The sequence below is a fragment of the Methylocapsa acidiphila B2 genome, from assembly GCF_000427445.1.
Classification (GTDB): domain Bacteria; phylum Pseudomonadota; class Alphaproteobacteria; order Rhizobiales; family Beijerinckiaceae; genus Methylocapsa; species Methylocapsa acidiphila.
Window position 1 is genome coordinate 2,843,659 of record NZ_KE386496.1, and the last position, 16,934, is coordinate 2,860,592.

Annotated in this window: 17 protein-coding genes; 13 read left to right on the forward strand and 4 right to left on the reverse strand. The window is 63.8% G+C overall.

The genetic code is table 11. The features are described 5' to 3' along the window. Positions 1-35: 35 nt before the first annotated feature. The 11 genes from METAC_RS24005 to hypB are packed head-to-tail and all read left to right on the forward strand — an operon-like array spanning position 36 to position 9,825. Positions 36-1,058 carry a hypothetical protein gene (locus tag METAC_RS24005; protein ID WP_036255664.1) on the forward strand — a complete coding sequence of 341 codons (1,023 nt, stop codon included), beginning with the start codon at positions 36-38 and terminating at the stop codon, positions 1,056-1,058. A 38-nt stretch (positions 1,059-1,096) separates the two neighbouring features. Further along, positions 1,097-1,297, forward strand: a complete 201-nt coding sequence (locus METAC_RS0115870; RefSeq protein ID WP_026607804.1) for a hypothetical protein — start codon at positions 1,097-1,099, stop codon at positions 1,295-1,297. Positions 1,298-1,309: 12 nt separating this feature from the next. After that, entirely contained in the window at positions 1,310-1,531 is a 222-nt protein-coding gene (locus tag METAC_RS0115875; RefSeq protein WP_026607805.1) for a hypothetical protein, read from the forward strand. Positions 1,532-1,579: 48 nt separating this feature from the next. Beyond that, positions 1,580-2,452, forward strand: coding sequence for a NifU family protein (locus METAC_RS0115880; RefSeq protein ID WP_026607806.1), 873 nt, complete (start codon positions 1,580-1,582; stop codon positions 2,450-2,452). Positions 2,453-2,456: 4 nt separating this feature from the next. After that, a complete protein-coding gene (locus METAC_RS0115885; RefSeq protein ID WP_026607807.1) occupies positions 2,457-3,644 on the forward strand; it encodes an NHL repeat-containing protein in 1,188 nt (395 codons plus the stop codon). Continuing rightward, entirely contained in the window at positions 3,641-6,025 is a 2,385-nt protein-coding gene (hypF, locus tag METAC_RS0115890; RefSeq protein ID WP_026607808.1) for a carbamoyltransferase HypF, read from the forward strand. Before METAC_RS0115885 ends, hypF begins: the two co-directional genes overlap by 4 nt. 3 nt (positions 6,026-6,028) lie before the next feature. Further along, positions 6,029-6,307 carry a HypC/HybG/HupF family hydrogenase formation chaperone gene (locus METAC_RS0115895; RefSeq protein ID WP_026607809.1) on the forward strand — a complete coding sequence of 93 codons (279 nt, stop codon included), beginning with the start codon at positions 6,029-6,031 and terminating at the stop codon, positions 6,305-6,307. Positions 6,308-6,335: 28 nt separating this feature from the next. After that, positions 6,336-7,481, forward strand: a complete 1,146-nt coding sequence (gene hypD, locus METAC_RS0115900; protein ID WP_026607810.1) for a hydrogenase formation protein HypD — start codon at positions 6,336-6,338, stop codon at positions 7,479-7,481. Next, a complete protein-coding gene (hypE, locus tag METAC_RS0115905; protein WP_026607811.1) occupies positions 7,478-8,560 on the forward strand; it encodes a hydrogenase expression/formation protein HypE in 1,083 nt (360 codons plus the stop codon). Before hypD ends, hypE begins: the two co-directional genes overlap by 4 nt. Beyond that, complete coding sequence (locus tag METAC_RS0115910; RefSeq protein ID WP_342446950.1) at positions 8,561-8,920, forward strand: hydrogenase maturation nickel metallochaperone HypA/HybF; 360 nt, start codon at positions 8,561-8,563, stop codon at positions 8,918-8,920. Beyond that, positions 8,920-9,825, forward strand: coding sequence for a hydrogenase nickel incorporation protein HypB (gene hypB / locus METAC_RS24010; RefSeq protein WP_036255665.1), 906 nt, complete (start codon positions 8,920-8,922; stop codon positions 9,823-9,825). Before METAC_RS0115910 ends, hypB begins: the two co-directional genes overlap by 1 nt. Positions 9,826-10,015: 190 nt before the next feature. Here the strand turns inward: hypB and fliI are convergent, their stop codons facing one another. The 4 genes from fliI to olsB form a co-directional block, all read right to left on the reverse strand. Further along, positions 10,016-11,494: a flagellar protein export ATPase FliI gene (gene fliI / locus METAC_RS0115925; RefSeq protein ID WP_084143699.1), complete on the reverse strand. Its 1,479-nt coding sequence runs from the start codon at positions 11,492-11,494 to the stop codon at positions 10,016-10,018. Then, the gene (flgF, locus tag METAC_RS0115930) at positions 11,491-12,216 is read right to left on the reverse strand and encodes a flagellar basal-body rod protein FlgF (RefSeq protein WP_026607814.1); all 726 of its coding nucleotides are present in this window, start codon (positions 12,214-12,216) and stop codon (positions 11,491-11,493) included. Before flgF ends, fliI begins: the two co-directional genes overlap by 4 nt. A 4-nt stretch (positions 12,217-12,220) precedes the next feature. Beyond that, a complete protein-coding gene (locus tag METAC_RS0115935) occupies positions 12,221-13,000 on the reverse strand; it encodes a DUF1217 domain-containing protein (protein WP_026607815.1) in 780 nt (259 codons plus the stop codon). Positions 13,001-13,269: 269 nt separating this feature from the next. After that, the gene (gene olsB / locus METAC_RS24015; RefSeq protein WP_245257506.1) at positions 13,270-14,262 is read right to left on the reverse strand and encodes a l-ornithine N(alpha)-acyltransferase; all 993 of its coding nucleotides are present in this window, start codon (positions 14,260-14,262) and stop codon (positions 13,270-13,272) included. Between the two features lie 105 nt (positions 14,263-14,367). Between olsB and METAC_RS24020 the strand changes: the two genes are divergently transcribed. Both METAC_RS24020 and METAC_RS25305 read left to right on the forward strand, forming a co-directional pair. Next, complete coding sequence (locus METAC_RS24020; RefSeq protein ID WP_051335624.1) at positions 14,368-15,180, forward strand: lysophospholipid acyltransferase family protein; 813 nt, start codon at positions 14,368-14,370, stop codon at positions 15,178-15,180. A 69-nt stretch (positions 15,181-15,249) separates the two neighbouring features. Continuing rightward, positions 15,250-16,917 carry a pentapeptide repeat-containing protein gene (locus METAC_RS25305; protein WP_051335625.1) on the forward strand — a complete coding sequence of 556 codons (1,668 nt, stop codon included), beginning with the start codon at positions 15,250-15,252 and terminating at the stop codon, positions 16,915-16,917. The last annotated feature ends 17 nt before the right edge of the window (positions 16,918-16,934 follow it).

The window sequence follows — 16,934 nt, forward strand, 5'->3', positions numbered from 1 at the left end:
TTGAATCGGGTCGAGGTTTGGGAAGGAGCGCCGCCATGTCGACGCGCGCGGACGCGGATGTCGAAGCCGCCTTGGCGGCCGTGGAGGCCGAGGACGCGACCCTCGCGGAAAAGGTCGAGATGCTCATGGAAATGGCCATGGGCTTGCAGATCCGGCCGCGCTCTCCCCATGATTTGTTCCAATCCGTCAAGCTTTACGAGACCGCGCTCGGACTCTGCCCGTCCGAGCTAGGTCTTCTGCGCGGCCGGATCCATGCGCGTCTCGCGACTGCGCTCCAGTCCATTCCTTCCGAGGATCTCGAGCCTCTGCAGAGAGCCAAGGAGAATCTGGAGACCGCGCGGGATCTGCTTCAGCTCGGCGGCGCGCCCGAGGAGCTGGCGGAAATCGAGATGAATCTTGGCTTGGTTTTCCAAAGCCTCGCCGCGGCCCATGCGGCGCCGATCACTATGGCGATCTCCGCCTATCAGAGGGCGTTGCGCATATTCGACGCCCATGCGTTTCCGCGCGAATACGCGATCTTGCAGAACAATCTCGCGACCGCCTTTCTATCGATCCCTTTCTCGGACGAGCGCGCGAAAATGCGTGAGGCTCTCGCGGTGCAGGCCTTTCAGGATGGGTTGAAAGTGGTCAATATCATCGACCATCCAACCGAATATGCGATGCTTCAGAACAATCTCGGCAACGCCCTGCAATATGCGTCGTCGAGCCATGCGGTGGAAAATTGCCTGCGCGCGCTCGACGCCTATGACGAGGCGCTCAAGGTGCGCACGCGGGCGACGACTCCGGTCGAATTCGCCAACACGATAGCCAATAGAGCCAATTGCCTGCGCAACCTCCCGGACGACGTCGCTCGCCCTGAACGCGGCAATGCGGCCAATCTCGATGAGGCTCTGCGTTGGTACCGCGAGGCCGAGGACATATTCGCCCAGTTTGGCGAGCGCCAGAAGGTCGCAAGCGTCGCGGAAATGATCGCCGAGATCGAGGCTGAGGCGGCGCGGCAAGACCCGTCCGCAGCCGAGCGCGTCATCGACGCCCAACACATCACAGGCGTTCAATAGATCATGCGACGCTGGAATTCGATGACGGGGGAACGTTTATGATTTGGTCGTTTTTTCTTGGGCTTGTCGCCATCGTGCTCGGGGCCGCCTTTTCAGTCGCGGGAGGCGCGGTCGGAGGGATCGCAGTCGGCGGCAAAGCGCTCGGCAATGAACTCGCCGCCTGGCTCGGCGCCTTCTATGGACCGCTCGCCGGCGCCGTCGGCGTCCTTATCGGCGTCCTCCTCCTCGCCATCCTTTGAGAGGCCGCGTTCATGTTCGAAATGGTGAAATCATCCGCGCTGCTGTTCTTCCAGGGCAAGCTGTTTCAGGATCAGAACCTGGCCCTGCGCCAGCTCGGGATCGGGATTGGAATCACGGTCGTTGTGTTTCTGATCGTCGCATTGCTCTTTAACGTCGTGCTCGCCGGCATTGTGGCGGGCTTCGTTGGGGGAGCGGCGCAGCCCTATCTGTTCAAGGATTTGAAATACCGCTGAAGCGACTCGCCGTCCTGACATCGAGGGCGGGCCGCCTGGGAGACGATCGTGAATGCGCATGCGCAGCCGTCGGAAGAGGAAGCGCGGGGCGTCGATCAGCTCATCGACGATCTGGAGCGGCTTGAAGTTCTAATCGCCGGCTGGGACGAGTCCCAGCGCGTCATTGCGCTCGCTTATCGGCGCGCGATCGACGCTTTGCATGAAGGCGCGCTGCGCAAGCTGATCGCGGAGGTCAAGACGGCGCCCGGAGCGCTCGACGCATTGCGCGCAGCCGCTGCAGATCCGCTTGTTTATGCGGTCCTGAGGCGGCACGGCCTCGTCAAGCCGAGCCTGCAGGAAAGAGTCGAGCGCGCGCTCGCTTCCATCCGTCCGATGCTTGCCGCGCATGGCGGCGACGTCGAGCTCATCGCCTTTGATCCGCCTGACGCGGTCGAAGTCCGTTTTCTCGGCAATTGCGATCATTGCCCGTCCTCGACCCTGACCTTCGTCGCCGGGGTCAAGCAGGCAATCGAGGAGCAATGCCCCGAGATCAAGCATATCCGCCAAGCGAAGAGCGCCGGCGCGGTCGGCGCGAGCCTCGATTTCATTAGTCCCTTCGCCTCGAAGCGCGACGGCGGTTGGCGCTATGCGTCAGCGCTGGACGAGATCCCGGAGCAGGGCGTCAAATCCTGCGCCGTCAATGGCGTCCCGCTGATCTTGAGCCGCCTTGGCCGCGTCGTGGCCTGTTTCCGCGACGCATGCGCCCATCTCGGCTCGCCCATCTCCAGCGGCGCGGTCGCCGAAGGCCGGATCGTCTGTCCCCGCCACGGCTTCGAATATGATCTGATGTCTGGGGAATGTCTGACCGCGCCCCAGGCGCAATTGCAGCCGGTCGCCTGGCGCGTGGTCGGCGAGCGCGTCGAAATCAGGTTCGAGGATTGAAGCGATGCGCGTCTCGCTGAAAGCTCTCGCCGATCCGCCGCCTGCCGCTGCGGCTCCTGCGCCGCCGCTCCTCGACCCCGCCGGTCCCGAGACCGTCCTCGGCGTAATCTCCAGCGGCTTCGATCTCACCATCCCGGTCGCGCCGTCGGCGGCCTCGATGTTCGGCCCGCGCGGCGCCGCGCTCGCCGCGCCCGAGGGGCCGCTCTTCGTCGCCGACACTGGCCACCACCGGCTTCTGGCCTGGCGCCGGCGTCCCGCCGCCGATTTCGCGCCGGCCGATTTCCTCATCGGCCAACCCGATTTCGCGCATGAGGGGCGCAACGCCAAAGGCGAGCCCGGCGCGGCGACGCTGAACGTCCCGACTGGCGTTGCCGCGCGCCCCGACGTTCTGGTTGTGGCCGACGCCTGGAACCATCGGGTTCTGATTTGGCGCGGGCTGCCGACCGCCGACAACCTGCCGGCCGACATTGTCCTGGGCCAAGCTGATTTCACCGGAATGCTGGCCAATCGCGGCGGCGAAGTCCGCGCGGACACGCTCAACTGGTGCTATGGCGTGAGCCTGATCGGAGACGGCCTCGTCGTCTGCGATGCAGGCAACCGCCGTGTGCTGATCTGGCGAGAAATCCCAAGCGAAAACGGGACTCCCGCGGATTTGGTTCTCGGGCAGGCGCGCATGGATTGCCGGGATGAGAACGGCGGACGGGGCGTCGATGCGCGCGGCATGCGCTGGCCCCATGCGGCGGCGCTCGCCGGCGAGGCTTTGCTCGTCGCAGATTCCGGCAATAACCGCATCATGGTCTGGCGGCGCCTGCCTTGCGAAAATGGCGCGCCGGCTGATTTCGTGATCGGCCAGAACGACGTCTTCGCCTCCGAGCATAATCGGGCCCATTATCGGCCGGACGCCGCCTGCCTCAACATGCCTTACGGCTGCGCGGTGCTAGGAGAGAGTTTGATCGTCGCCGATACGGCGAACTCGCGCCTGCTCGGCTTTCCGCTCGACGCGCTCGACATGGGAGCGCCGGCGGAACGCCTCAGCGGCCAGCCCGATTTCACGTCCAAGGGAGACAATCGCTGGAAGGCGCCGGCGCGCGACAGCCTGTGCTGGCCTTATGGTGCGACGGCCATGGGAGATACGGCGGTCGTCGCGGATTCCGGCAATAATCGCGTCCTTCTATGGAGGGCTGCCCGATGAACTCCGCCTTCGGCGAGCCGACGGGCGCCGAGATCCGTGTGCGCGGCCGCGTGCAGGGCGTAGGCTTCCGTCCGACCGTCTGGCGGCTCGCCAATCGCCTGGGGCTCAGCGGCGAGGTGTTTAACGATGGCGACGGCGTCCTCATTCGCATTGCCGCCGGGCTCAAGATGGCTGAGCGCCTCGTCGCCGCGCTGAAGGACGAATGCCCTCCGCTCGCGCGGATCGATTCGCTCGATCTACGCCCCGCTCAAGCGCCTTGCGGCCTCGAGGGTTTCCATATTTCCGTGAGCGGCGGCGGCCCCATGAACACGCAGGTCGCGCCCGACGCGGCGACCTGCCCCGCCTGCCTTGCCGAGATCCGCGATCCCTTCGCAAGGCGCTTTCGCTATCCTTTCACGAATTGCACCCATTGCGGTCCGCGCCTCTCGATCGTCGCGCGCGCGCCCTTTGATCGCGCGCGCACGACCATGGCGCCTTTCGCCATGTGCGAGGCCTGCCGCTCGGAATATGAGAACCCGGAGGATCGCCGCTTCCATGCGCAGCCGATCGCCTGCCATGCCTGTGGGCCGAAAGTCTCCATCGCCAGAATGGGCGGCGGAGCGGTGGAGTTCTCGGCCTTCAGCATGCTTGACGACGCCGACGCCGTCGCCGGCATGCTGCTCAAGGGCCATATCGTCGCGATCAAGGGCATAGGCGGCTACCATCTCGCCTGCGACGCCACGAATGAGGAGGCCGTATCGCGGCTTCGCGCGCGCAAGCGGCGCTATGGCAAGCCCTTCGCCCTCATGGCGCGCGATCTCGACATCATCCGCCGCCATGCTGTGATCGGCGCGCGGGAAGAGGCGGCGCTCGGATCGACGGCGGCGCCGATCGTCCTCCTTGCCGCGCGGAGCGAGCCGCGGCTGCCGGATGCCGTGTCCAATGGTCTTTCGACGCTCGGCTTCATGCTGCCTTACACGCCGCTGCATCATCTGATCTTCCGCCGGCTCGACCGGCCCATGGTCATGACGAGCGGCAATCTTTCCGACGAGCCGCAAGTGACAGACGATGAAGAGGCGCGGGAAAGACTCGGCGCAATCGCGGATTTCATCCTGAGCCATGACCGGGAGATCGCGGTTCGGCTCGATGATTCGGTCGTTCGCGTCGCCAATGGCGAAGAGCGCGTGGTTCGTCGCGCCCGCGGTTTCGCGCCGGCGCCTCTCCCTCTCCCGGAGGGACTGCGCGCGAGGCCGCCGCTCCTCGCCATGGGCGCCGAGCTCAAGAACACGTTCTGCCTCGCCAAGGACGGCGAAGCCATGCTCTCGCACCACATGGGCGATCTCGAAGATGCCGCCGCCCTCGCCGATCTGGAGCAGACGCTTGCGCTTTACGAGACGCTCTACGAGCATCGGTCGGAGGCCGTCGCCGTCGATCTCCACCCCGATTATCTTTCGACCAAATTGGGCCGGCGGATCGCGCGCGACAAAGGCCTGCCGCTGATCGAGGTCCAGCACCACCACGCCCATATCGCGAGCTGTCTCGCCGAGAATGGCGTCGCCGCCGGGGAAGGCCCCGTGCTCGGCGTCGCGCTTGATGGGCTCGGATTCGGCGATGACGGCGCGCTTTGGGGCGGTGAGTTCCTGCTCGCGGATTATGCGGGTTACCGCCGCATAGGCACGTTCAAGCCGGTCGCCCTGCCGGGCGGCGCTCAGGCTATGCGGGAGCCCTGGCGCAACGCGCTCGCCCATATTCTCGCCGCGGTCGGTTGGCCGGCCTTCACCGCGAATTTCGCCGAGATCGAGCTTTACGATTATCTAAAGGCGAAGCCGGTCGAGACCATGGCGGCCATGATCAAGCAGGAGCTGAACGCGCCGCCGGCGAGCTCTTGCGGGCGCCTGTTCGACGCCGTCGCCGCCGCCATCGGCCTGTGCCGAGACGTCGCCTTGCATGAGGGCGAGGCGGCGATGCGCCTCGAGGCGCTCGTCGACGCCGACGCCCTGGCCGCCATCGACGAGGATCTCGCCTATCCTTTCGCTCTTCCTAATCTGAAGGGCTTAGGACTTCCCTATATCGAGCCGGCCGCCATGTGGCAGGCGCTTCTCGGCGATCTTTATGAGAAGGCGCCGCCTTCGGTCATCGCCGCGCGTTTTCACAAAGGGCTCGCGCGAGCGGTCGCCGCCATGGCTTGCAAAGTCGTGCGCGACGCCGGCGTCACAAGACGCGTCGCGCTGTCGGGCGGGGTTTTCCAGAATCGTCCTTTCACCGAAGAGATCGTCCGCCGCCTCGAGGCCGAGAATTTCGAGGTTCTCTTGCAGGCCAAGGCGCCAACCAATGACGGCGGCATCTCGCTCGGCCAGGCGGCCGTGGCGGCGGCGCGGCTCGCCGCAGATCGTGGAGGATAGGTCATGTGTCTCGGCATCCCCGGCCGAATCGTCGCTATAACCGACGCAAGCCGCAAATTGGCGACCGTCGACGTCGCGGGCGTCAAGCGCGAGATCAATGTCGCCTGCATCATCGGCGATCGCGCCGTCGAGGATTGCGTTGGCGATTGGGTGCTCGTGCATGTGGGCTTCGCCATGAGTCTGATCAATGAGGAGCAGGCGATCGAAACCCTGCGCATCTTGACCGAGCTCGGCGAGGCGCAACAGGAAATCGCGGCGATGCGCGCCTCAGGGCGAATGTAGCGCGGTCGGAGCGGCAGGAGGTCGGATCATGAAATATGTCGACGAGTTCCGCGATCCGGAAAGGGCCGCCGTCCTCATCGCGGCGATCGGCGATCTCGCGCGATCCCTCGACCGCGCCCGCGAGCGCCCACTCCACATCATGGAGGTCTGCGGCGGCCATACGCATACAATTTTTCGCTACGGCATCGCCAACATGCTGCCGGCGGAGATCGAGCTGGTGCATGGGCCGGGTTGCCCGGTCTGCGTGCTCCCGATGGGCCGGGTCGATGATTGCGTCGCCATCGCCGAGGCGCCGGGCGTGATCTTCGCCACTTTCGGCGACGCCATGCGCGTGCCGGGCTCCAGAAAAAGCCTGTTGCAGGCCAAGGCCGAAGGCGCCGACGTGCGCATGGTCTATTCGCCGCTCGACGCGCTCGCGCTGGCCCACGAAAATCCGCAGCGCGAAGTGGTCTTCTTCGGTCTCGGCTTCGAGACAACCATGCCCTCAACGGCCTTCACCGTGTTGCAGGCGGAGGCGGAGGGCGTCCGAAATTTTTCGCTGTTCTGCAACCACATCACCATCGTCCCGACGATGAAGGCGATTCTCGATTCGCCCGATCTTGAGCTCGACGGCTTTCTTGGTCCGGGCCATGTGTCCATGGTTACCGGCACGAGGCCTTATGAATTCATCGCGAGAGATTATTATAGGCCGCTCGTCGTCGCGGGCTTCGAGCCGCTCGACATTCTCCATTCCCTCTGGCTCGTCCTCAAGCAGATCGTTGAGGGTCGTTGCGAGATTGAGAACCAATATGGAAGAGTCGCGCCGCGCGACGGCAACTCGGCGGCGCAGGATGCGATCGGCAAGGTTTTCGAGCTTCGCGAATTCTTCGAATGGCGCGGCCTCGGCTCAATCGATCATTCGGGCGTGCGCATGCGCGAGGCCTACGCCGCCTATGACGCGGAGCGCAAATTCGCGATTCCCGCGCTTCATGTCGCCGATCCGAAATCCTGCCAATGCGGCGAGGTTCTGAAAGGCGCGATCAAGCCGTGGCAATGCAAGCTCTTCGGCGCCGGTTGCGCGCCGGAAACGCCGCTCGGCGCCTTGATGGTGTCGTCGGAAGGGGCTTGCGCCGCCTATTATCAATATGGCGATTTGGAGGGGTTGCGCGCGAAGCGCGCGGCCAATGCGGCATGAACAAGCCAGAACCCGGCAAGCTTCTGCGGCCCCAACGCAAATTGCGCGACGGCGTCCATGTCGCCAAAGTCACGCTCGCGCATGGCGGCGGCGGCAAGGCGATGCGCGACCTGATCGATGATGTCTTCGTCTCGGCCTTCGACAATCCGGTCCTGGCGCCGCTCGAAGATCAGGCGCGGATTTCTTTGGCGGATCTCGCGCTCCACGGCGACAGGCTCGCATTCACTTCGGACTCCTTCGTCGTCGATCCGCTCGAATTTCCCGGCGGAGACATCGGCAAGCTCGCAATTTGCGGCACGGTCAACGATCTCGCGGTCGGCGGCGCCAAGCCGCTCTATCTCTCATGCAGCGCGATCATCGAGGAAGGCGTCGAGGTCGACCTGTTGCGCAAGCTCGCGCGATCCATGGCCGAGGCTGCTGCTGCGGCGGGCGTCGCGATCGTCACTGGCGACACCAAGGTCGTCGGTCATGGCTCTTGCGACAAGCTCTTCATCAACACTGCTGGCGTCGGCGTGATCCGCGCCGGAATCGATCTCGGGGCTCATCGGGCCGAGCCCGGCGACGCGATACTGGTCAACGGCCTTCTCGGCGATCATGGCGCGGCCATTCTCGCCGCGCGGGGCGATCTGCGCCTCGAAACGCGGATCGAGAGCGATTGCGCGCCGTTGAATGGCCTCATCGACGCGCTGCTCGACGCCTGCCCCGAGGTCAAGTTCATTCGCGACGCCACGCGCGGCGGTTTGGCGACCGTGTTGAACGAGATCGCGGAGGCCTCAGGCGTCGGCGTGGAGATCGACGAGAACGCGCTGCCGCTGCGCGCGGAAGTCGCGGGCTTTTGCGAGATCCTCGGGCTCGATCCGCTCTATCTCGCCAATGAAGGTAAGATCGTCGTTGTCGCGCCGGCTGCCGTCGCCGAGAAGGCGCGAGCCGCGCTCACCGCGCATCCGCTCGGCCGGGAGTCCGCGATCATCGGGCTTGTTACAGATGGACCCGCAGGCCGCGCCTCGATGCGCACAAAGTTCGGCGGCAAGCGCGTGGTCGATATGCTGGTCGGCGAGCAATTGCCGAGGATTTGCTGAGTGTTTGACAGACGAGACCGGGCGATGCACGAGATGGGAATCACGCAATCGATCGTCGCCATCGTCACGGAGCAAGCCGCCGGCCGAAAGGTGACGCGGGTGACGCTCGAGATCGGCAAGCTCGCGGCGATCATGCCCGACGCGATCCGCTTCTGCTTCGATGTTGTCGCGCGGGGCGGTGCGCTCGACGGCGCGGCGCTCGACATTATCGAAGTGCCGGGTCGCGCGCATTGTCTCGATTGCGGCGGCGAGGTCGCGCTCATGGAAATTTTCGGCCGCTGCGCCTGCGGCTCTCGCCGACTCGAAAGATTGAGCGGCGAGGAGCTCAATATCAAAAGCATGGAAGTGGAGACGGTCTGATGTGCGGCACCTGCGGATGCGGCGACGACGCCAAGGTCACGATCACAAATCTCGAGACCGGCAAGGCGGAGCGAGCGGATTCCCTGCGCGCGCCGCATGAGCATGGCCATGACCACGATCATTCACATGAGCACGGGCATGGTCATCATCACGATCACGGACATCATCATCATGGCGATCATGCCCATAGCCATGCCGAACCGGCGCCGGTCGCCGCCTTGGCGGCTATGCACGCGGTCAACATCGACGTCGAGCGCGCTATCCTCGCCAAGAATGACGCGCTCGCCGAGCGCAATCGCGCCTGGTTCGACGGCCGCGAGATTCTGGCGCTGAACCTCGTGAGCTCGCCCGGCGCCGGCAAGACCTCATTGCTGGAGCGCACGATCCGCGACCTCGGGGCGGAGATGCCGATCTTCGTGATCGAAGGCGACCAGCAGACGTTGAACGACGCCGAGCGTATCAAGGCGGCCGGCGCGCCGGCCGTGCAGGTCAACACCGGCACGGGATGTCATCTCGAGGCGGATATGGTGCGCCGTGGCCTCGACGCTTTGCGGCCGGCCTTCGGCGCGGTTGTGATGATCGAGAATGTCGGCAATCTCGTCTGCCCGGCGCTGTTCGATCTCGGCGAGCGGGCCAAGGTCGTGGTGTTGTCGGTGACCGAAGGCGAGGACAAGCCGCTCAAATATCCGCATATGTTCAGAGCCGCCGAATTGATGATCCTGAGCAAGATCGATCTTTGTCCGCATGTCGATTTCGACATCGACCGCTGCGAGGCCTTGGCGCGCGAGGTCAATCCTGGCATTCGCGCGATCAGGCTCTCGACGCGCTCGGGGGAAGGCCTCAACGAATGGTATGATTGGCTGCGCGCCGCCCGCGCCAGTCGTGGGCAAGAGGCCGCGCAATAGGCCCGCCCGTCGGCCCTTTGTAGAATGCTGGAGTCGGATTTCTCCATTCAACTCACGGCGAGCCTGATCGACGAGACGGACTCGGCTCCGTCAAGGATGCGGAGCGCCGGTTGTGCCGGCGCAAGCAACGTTCGCATTCTAAACATGGTCGATCCGCTCGCCAAATTCTCCACCACCTGTTTAGGTCCGCTCATTTCACGACTGAAACTTCCTTCCCCCGCGGAGATTCCTTGCCCTGCAAGATCTCAGCGAGCTCGCGAAACGCATCCTTGCTCAGGCCTGAGCGCGGCGATTGCTGCAAGGCTTCGTAGATTTTTGGGACGAGCGCGACCGCCTGGTCGAGCTCGGGGTCTCCGCCTTCCTTGTAGCCTCCGATGAGCCGCAGATCGCGCGTATCCTCGTAGCGCGCGATGAGGCCGCGCAGCTGACGGACCAGCTTCTGTTGCTCGCCAGACCAGACCCATTGCGCCAAGCGTGAAATCGACGCCAAAACGTCGATCGCGGGGAAGCGTCCCTGATCGGAGATCGCGCGATCGAGCACAATATGGCCGTCGAGCGTGCCGCGAATGGCGTCGGCGACGGGTTCATTATGATCGTCGCCATCGACCAGGACAGAAAAGACGCCGGTAATGGAGCCCTTGCCTTCCTCGCCCGGCCCGGCCCTTTCGAGAAGTTTCGGCAGATCGCCGAACACGCTCGGCGCATAGCCGCGCGCGACCGCCGGCTCTCCGGCCGCGAGCGCGATTTCGCGCGCCGCATGCGCGAAACGGGTGATGGAGTCGACTACGAGGAGCACCGATTCGCCGCGGTCACGGAAATATTCGGCGATCGTCATCGCCGTCTTAGGCGCCAGACGCCGCATCGTCGGGCTTTCGTCTCCGGTCGCCGCTACGGCGACCGAAAGCGAGCGATTCGCCGCCAAGGCGTCGTCGAGAAATTCGCGGACCTCGCGGCCGCGCTCCCCGACGAGAGCGATGACGACGGCGTCGAAATCACGCGAAGCGGCCAGCATCGCCAAAAGGGTCGATTTGCCGACCCCGGATCCGGCGAAGATTCCGATTCTTTGACCGGCGCAAAGCGGCGTAAAGAGGTCGATCGCGCGCACGCCTGTTTTCAATGGCGCGTTGACGCGCGCGCGCCGCATTGCCGGCGGCGGCGCGGCCTCGATCGGATAGGCATTCTCGCCTTTTCGCAAAGGTCCGGCGGCGTCGATCGGAACGCCGAGCGCGTTGAGCACGCGGCCCTTCCAGCTCGGATGCGGGGCGAGGCGCAAGGGACCGACCCGATGGACTCGGTCGCCGAGCCGCATCGGAACGCCAGTCTCGAAGGTCTTGACGGTCACGGCTTCGGCGTCGATCCGCACGACTTCGGCGAGCTGACGTCGCTCGCCCGTCGCGAATTCGACGCACTCGCCGAGCCGCACGAAGCGAGAAAGGCCCCTCACCCTCGCAAAGGTCGGCGCAACCTCTGCGACGCAACCGGAAATGCGGAGTGGCGCCACCTCTTCCCGCGCCCGCTCGACGGCAAGCTCAAGGCGTTCTAAAGCGTTCTTCGAGCGAATGGGTTCGTTCGCTCGACCAGAAATCGCGCCGACCTCGAAGCCTTGGACATCTGGCCGACCCGGCTGGTTCGATCCGTTCGAATTATACTCCAGGGCGTCCGGCTTCATGACGTCGAGCCGAGAGTCTTGATCGCGTCCTTGAGCGAGGATTCAGATCCCGTCAGCGCTGTGTTGATATTGTCGAAGGCGCGCGAGATCGTGATCAACTTAGCCATTTCGAGCACCGGATTGACATTCGCGCCTTCGACATAGCCTTGCGCGACCCCATTGCGGGAAAAGTCGAGAACCGGCGTCCCCGCCTTGTTGGAAATGACCCCGGAATTGGAATAGCGCTTGAGCGTCGCCGACTCGTCGAGGTCGAACAAGCCGAGGGCCCCGATCTGCCGGCCGCTCTGCGAGATCATCCCGTCTTGCGCGATGGTCGGCGGCCCGCCGTCCGGCTCGAGCAAGATGGGGGCGTTGCCGACGTCCATGACCGGAAAGCCGTCGATGCTCACGAGGGCGCCGTTTTCCAACATGCGCATGCGTCCGTCGCGCGTGTAGACGGTTCCCGCCGGAGTCTGAAGAGCGAGCCAGGCGTCGCCTTGGACCGCAACGTCCAAAGGAGCGTCCGTCTTGGTCGGCACGCCGGCCCGACGGGAGAGATAAGTCTCGCCCTGCGAGGCGAAAGACACCGGGCTGTCGCCCGCGCGCGAGACGAGGGTCTTGAACTGGACCTCCTCGGCCCTGTAGCCCGGCGTGCTCTGGTTGGCCACATTGGCGGCGATGGTCGACAATCGACGCTCCAGCGAGATCTGAGCCGAAAGGGTGACATAGAGCCCGGATTGCATGGATTTAAGAGCCCCCAAGCTTCAGGGTTGCGAGTTGGAGAAGAAGGTCGAAGCTGATGCCCGGCGATGAGACGAGCAGAGCCGAAGTCGCCGACGTCGTCTGCGTATTGGCGTTTTGGGAATCATAGGTCGCGGTGTAGCGCTCGATGAACTTTTGTAGCTTGGCCGGATTCTGCAAGTCGCTGATCTTTAATGCTTTTGTGATTGCCTTGGCTTGTGTGTCGAGCGGCTCGGAGGACATGGACGACGAAAGCCCGAGCGCGGTTTGCACGACGTTCAGCAAGGTCTTGTCCGCCAGAATGCTGTAGGCGCTGGTGATGTTCGGCGCCATCCGTTGAAAATACAACGCCTTTTGCACCGCCGGGTTTTGCTTGCCGGCGTCAGTCTCGAGCGTTTGCTCGACATATTTTTCAACCGTGCCCTGTTGCGCCGCCGTCGCCTGCGTGGTCGCCGCGCCATTGGCCGCGAAGTTGAACGCTGTCGCCAGCGCCTTGTAGCGTGGATCGTTCAATGTATTGGCGAGGCTCTTATTGCTCGCGACTCCGCCTTCGAGAACCTTGCGGATCAAGCCTTTGGCGTTCATCATGTCGCTGAGGCCAAAGGCCTTCATGACGTAACTATAAAGCTTCGAATTGTTCAAAAGATCGTTTGCGGACTTCACATTGCTGATATTCGCGAGATAATATTTGGTTTCTCGCGAGACGGTAGGCTCTGCCGCGGTCGAGGCGAGGGTCTTTGAGTAATTTTTTACAAGTAGATTGTAATTTGTGGTGGCGGTAAGCATGGCGGCCCGCGTCGAGAGAGACGATGCGAACTCTCCGCCAAAAAGCTTGCTCGAGCCTTGCTCGAGCCGCCGTGCTTTTAGCAAAAAATTAATTGGTCTCGCGCGTACGACATGCGGCGAATCGCGACTCAGCTTCGCTGATCACGACGCGGAGAAGCGCAATCGAGATCAAACAGAGGAGAGCGCGATTTTGCACGGGAAAACCGAGGCGCTTGCCGCCTCAAGCCGCCGATGCAGGCAGCCGAGCCAAAGGGCAGGCCCCGATTGGCTCAGGCGACGAGCTTGTCCGGCATCTCCATCGGCCCGCTATAATAGTTAATGTAGCGCTGTTCGATGTCGGCAAGCGGCATGATGGTGAAAACGTCGGTCGTTCCGAATTGCGCGTCGATCACCGCGCCATCGCCGAACCGCGCCCCCACGCGCAGATAGCCCTTGAGCAAAGGCGGCAGGGCGGCGATTCCCTTGCGTGGATCGACGGCGGCCTTGTCTAAGATCGCCATCTCCACCCGGGCGGCGCAAGGGCGCACGCTCCATTCCTCGGAAGCCGCCGCTTCATAATGGAGGAAGCTCAACGGAAGCGCCAAAGCGAGCGGATTGACTCCGGGCAGGCTCGCGCAGCCGATGAGCACATCAATGCGATGGTGCTTCGCGTAAATCCACAGGCCGCGCCACAACAGCTCAATGACCCGCTTCGAGCGATATTTCGCGTGAACGCAGGAGCGGCCGAGCTCCAAGAATCGCTTATCCGCATGCCGGGCGAGCATCGGCCCGATCTCGAATTCACGTTGGCTGTAGAATCCAGGTCCCTGCGCCGCGACGTCGCCGCGCAGCAGGCGATAGGCTCCGACCACCTTCGGTTTGATGCGGCCGAAGCGATTGCGCGCCTCTTTGTCTATGACGAGCAGATGGTCGCAAAATGCGTCGAACGGACAGATGTCGCGCCGTATCAATGCGGCGCCCTGTTGCGGCGTCGCGCCGCCTTCCTCGTAGAAGACCTGATAGCGCAGGCGCTGGGCCATGCGAATCTCCCGCTTTGTGGCGGCGAGCCTAACCTCGAAGGATCCGAATTGCCCAAGCACGGCGGGCAGGCCGGCAAGATCTCGAATGACGCGACGGCGCTTGATAAGCCGGACCGGACGATGAACGATGCCGCCTAATGGCGCGCCGATGGGCCACATGATGATGTTGATCTCTCCGACAAAGCGTGAAGGATCAACGTAGAATGGCTGCGCGAAGCTTTCATGACGAACGCCGCCCGCCAATATGCGTCGAAATGACGTTCTGTTGTCACTAAACTGCAAGCTAATCGTATTATTATTAGCGGCGCATCGGGGCGCGGCCCCTCAGGATTTTAAGAGCCTCCGCCCATGGCCTATTGGCGCGCGACGATCATTTGTTTGTCTCTCATCGCCAGCTTCGCCGTTGCCGCGCCGCTGCAATGGGCCGCGAGGCGGCGCGGCTGGACGCTGCGCTTTTGGCTTCCGGTCTTCGTCAGCCGCGCGCTCATGCGCCTGCTGCGGGTCGAGGTTCACGCGCAGGGCGCGGCGAGCGGCGGCGGCGGTCCGCTTCTTCTCGCCGCCAATCACGTCTCCTGGATCGACATTCTCGCGGTCTCCAGCGTCGCGCCCGTCTGCTTTCTCGCCAAGAAAGAGGTGCGGGGCTGGCCGGTGATCTCGGCTTTCGCGCGGGTGCAGGAGACGGTCTTTGTCGATCGCACGCAGCGGCGCTCCATTCCAGGCGCCAACGCGGCAATCGCGTCGCGGATGCTCGCGGGCCGACCCGCGCTTCTCTTCCCGGAAGGCACGACCGGAGACGGACTCGCGCTGCGCAGATTCCACAGCTCGCATTTCGCCGCCGCGCGCGATCTTCTCGCCGAGGCGCAGGAGGTCGAGGCCGTGCGCGTGCAACCTCTCGCGATCCGCTATTCCTCGCCGGCCGCCGCCTGGTATGGGGACGCAACCCTGCTACCGCATCTGTGGTCGCTCTTGAAGGGCAAGCCCTTGCGCTGCGATCTGGTCTTCGGCGCGCCTTTGGCCTATGGGCGCGGGACCGACCGCAGGGCCCTGACGCGACAGGTCGAGGCCTCGGTCGCCGCCATGCTCGCTGAGTTAGGTCCGGCGGGAGAGGCGACGCCGCAACCGGCGGCCGAGGAACTTGAAGCTCTGGCGGCGCGCGCTTAAAGCGCCTTCTTAAATCATCTCCCGCTGCGGCCGCGCCTATGGCAAGATGGGGCGGGGAGCGTCCACGGCATGTCGAAGCGGCAGCGCGAATTTCGTTTGTCTCGCGCGAGGGCGCGAGCGGAGAAGGCCGCGGCGACACCGGACTCGACAGAAGCGCTCGCCGAAAAGGCTCACGATCTCGACGCCGCGCGCAAGACCTTGGAGGACGCGGCGACGGTCAGCGGGACGCTCTGGTTCAGCTATCTGTTCACGCTCTTCTATATCGCCATCGCGGCGGGCGCGGTCACGCAAAAGGACCTGCTGCTTGAAAATCCGGTCAAGCTGCCTTTTCTCAATGTCGAGTTGCCGCTCATCGCCTTTTTTGCTTTGGCGCCGATCCTGTTTGTAATCGCCCACGCCTATACGCTCATGCATTTCGCGCTGCTTGCCGGAAAGATCGGCGCCTATCACGCGCTTCTCAAGGAAAAGCTGCCGGACGAGGCTTCGGCGGAGACGCGGGATGGGCTGCGCCGCCAATTGCCGAGCAATATTTTTGTACAGTTCCTGGCGGGACCGCGCGAGATTCGCGACGGCGGGCTCGGGCGCCTGCTGCAAGCTGTCGCCTGGATTTCGCTCGTCGTCGGGCCGATCCTGCTACTGCTCCTGCTTCAGATTCAGTTCCTGCCCTATCATCTCGAATGGGCGACCACGGTTCAGCGTCTCGCTCTTCTCGGCGATCTCATGCTGTTGTGGCTTTTGTGGCCGGCGGTGCTTGCCGGCCGAAGCAAGATTGTTTCTCCGCCCCTCCGGCGGCATTGGGGATGGGCTTCGGGGAGCTTCGCCGCGCTCGCCTTCGCTTTCCTCGTCGCGACCTTTCCGGGCGAAGGGCTCGATGCTTGGGCGCAGAAGCCAAAATGGATCGCGACCAATTTCTTCGCTGTCGGAAATAAAAAGGAGGGAAAGCGCATTCGCCCCGAATGGGCGTCTTTGCGCGATGTCGTCTTCAACGGTGCGGTGGACTCGGTCACGCGACGGCGCAGTCTATTATCCAACACGCTGGTCTTGCCGGCCTTTGATTCGCTCGAGGCCAAGGGCGTCGACGACCAGAAAAAGCTCGATTGGGCGAAACATGTCCTGAGCCTGCGCGGGCGCGATCTTCGCGGCGCGATTTTCGATCACGCGGATTTGCGCAAGGCGGATTTTGACGGCGCCAAGCTTCAGGGGGCGTCGCTCGAATTCGCGCAGCTTCAGGGCGCGTCGCTCAATGTCGCGTCGATTCAGGGCGCGTCGCTCGATCTCGCGGAGCTTCAGCCGCTCAGCCAAGAGCATTTCGAGGCGCTGAAGAAAGAGATTACAGGCACGCCCGACGGCGTGTTAAAAGATGCCGCCCTGAAGCGCTTCGAGAGCGCCGACCCCAAAGTCGCCAACGGAAATGACGGCAAGATTGCGGATTGGTGGCGCGATCAAGCCAAACGTCCACCGTCCCGCGAAAATTTTGATCAAGTTGCTACCAAAGCCTGGCGCGAAGCTGGATGCAATCCCGACGGCGCGCCCTATGTCATCCGCGCTTTGACTCGACGACTTACGCCGTTCCACTTTGCGCAGTTCGCCAAGGCCTTTCTCGACCCGAAAACCTGCCCCGCCGCCGCCAAGCTCAGCGACGAGGACAAAGCCGCGCTGCAACGGATCGCAGACGAGTTCGCCCAAGCCGCCCCTTCTCCCGCGCCCGCTCAGCCAGTAGCGAAACCCAAAAAATAACCCTGTTTCACGGGAAA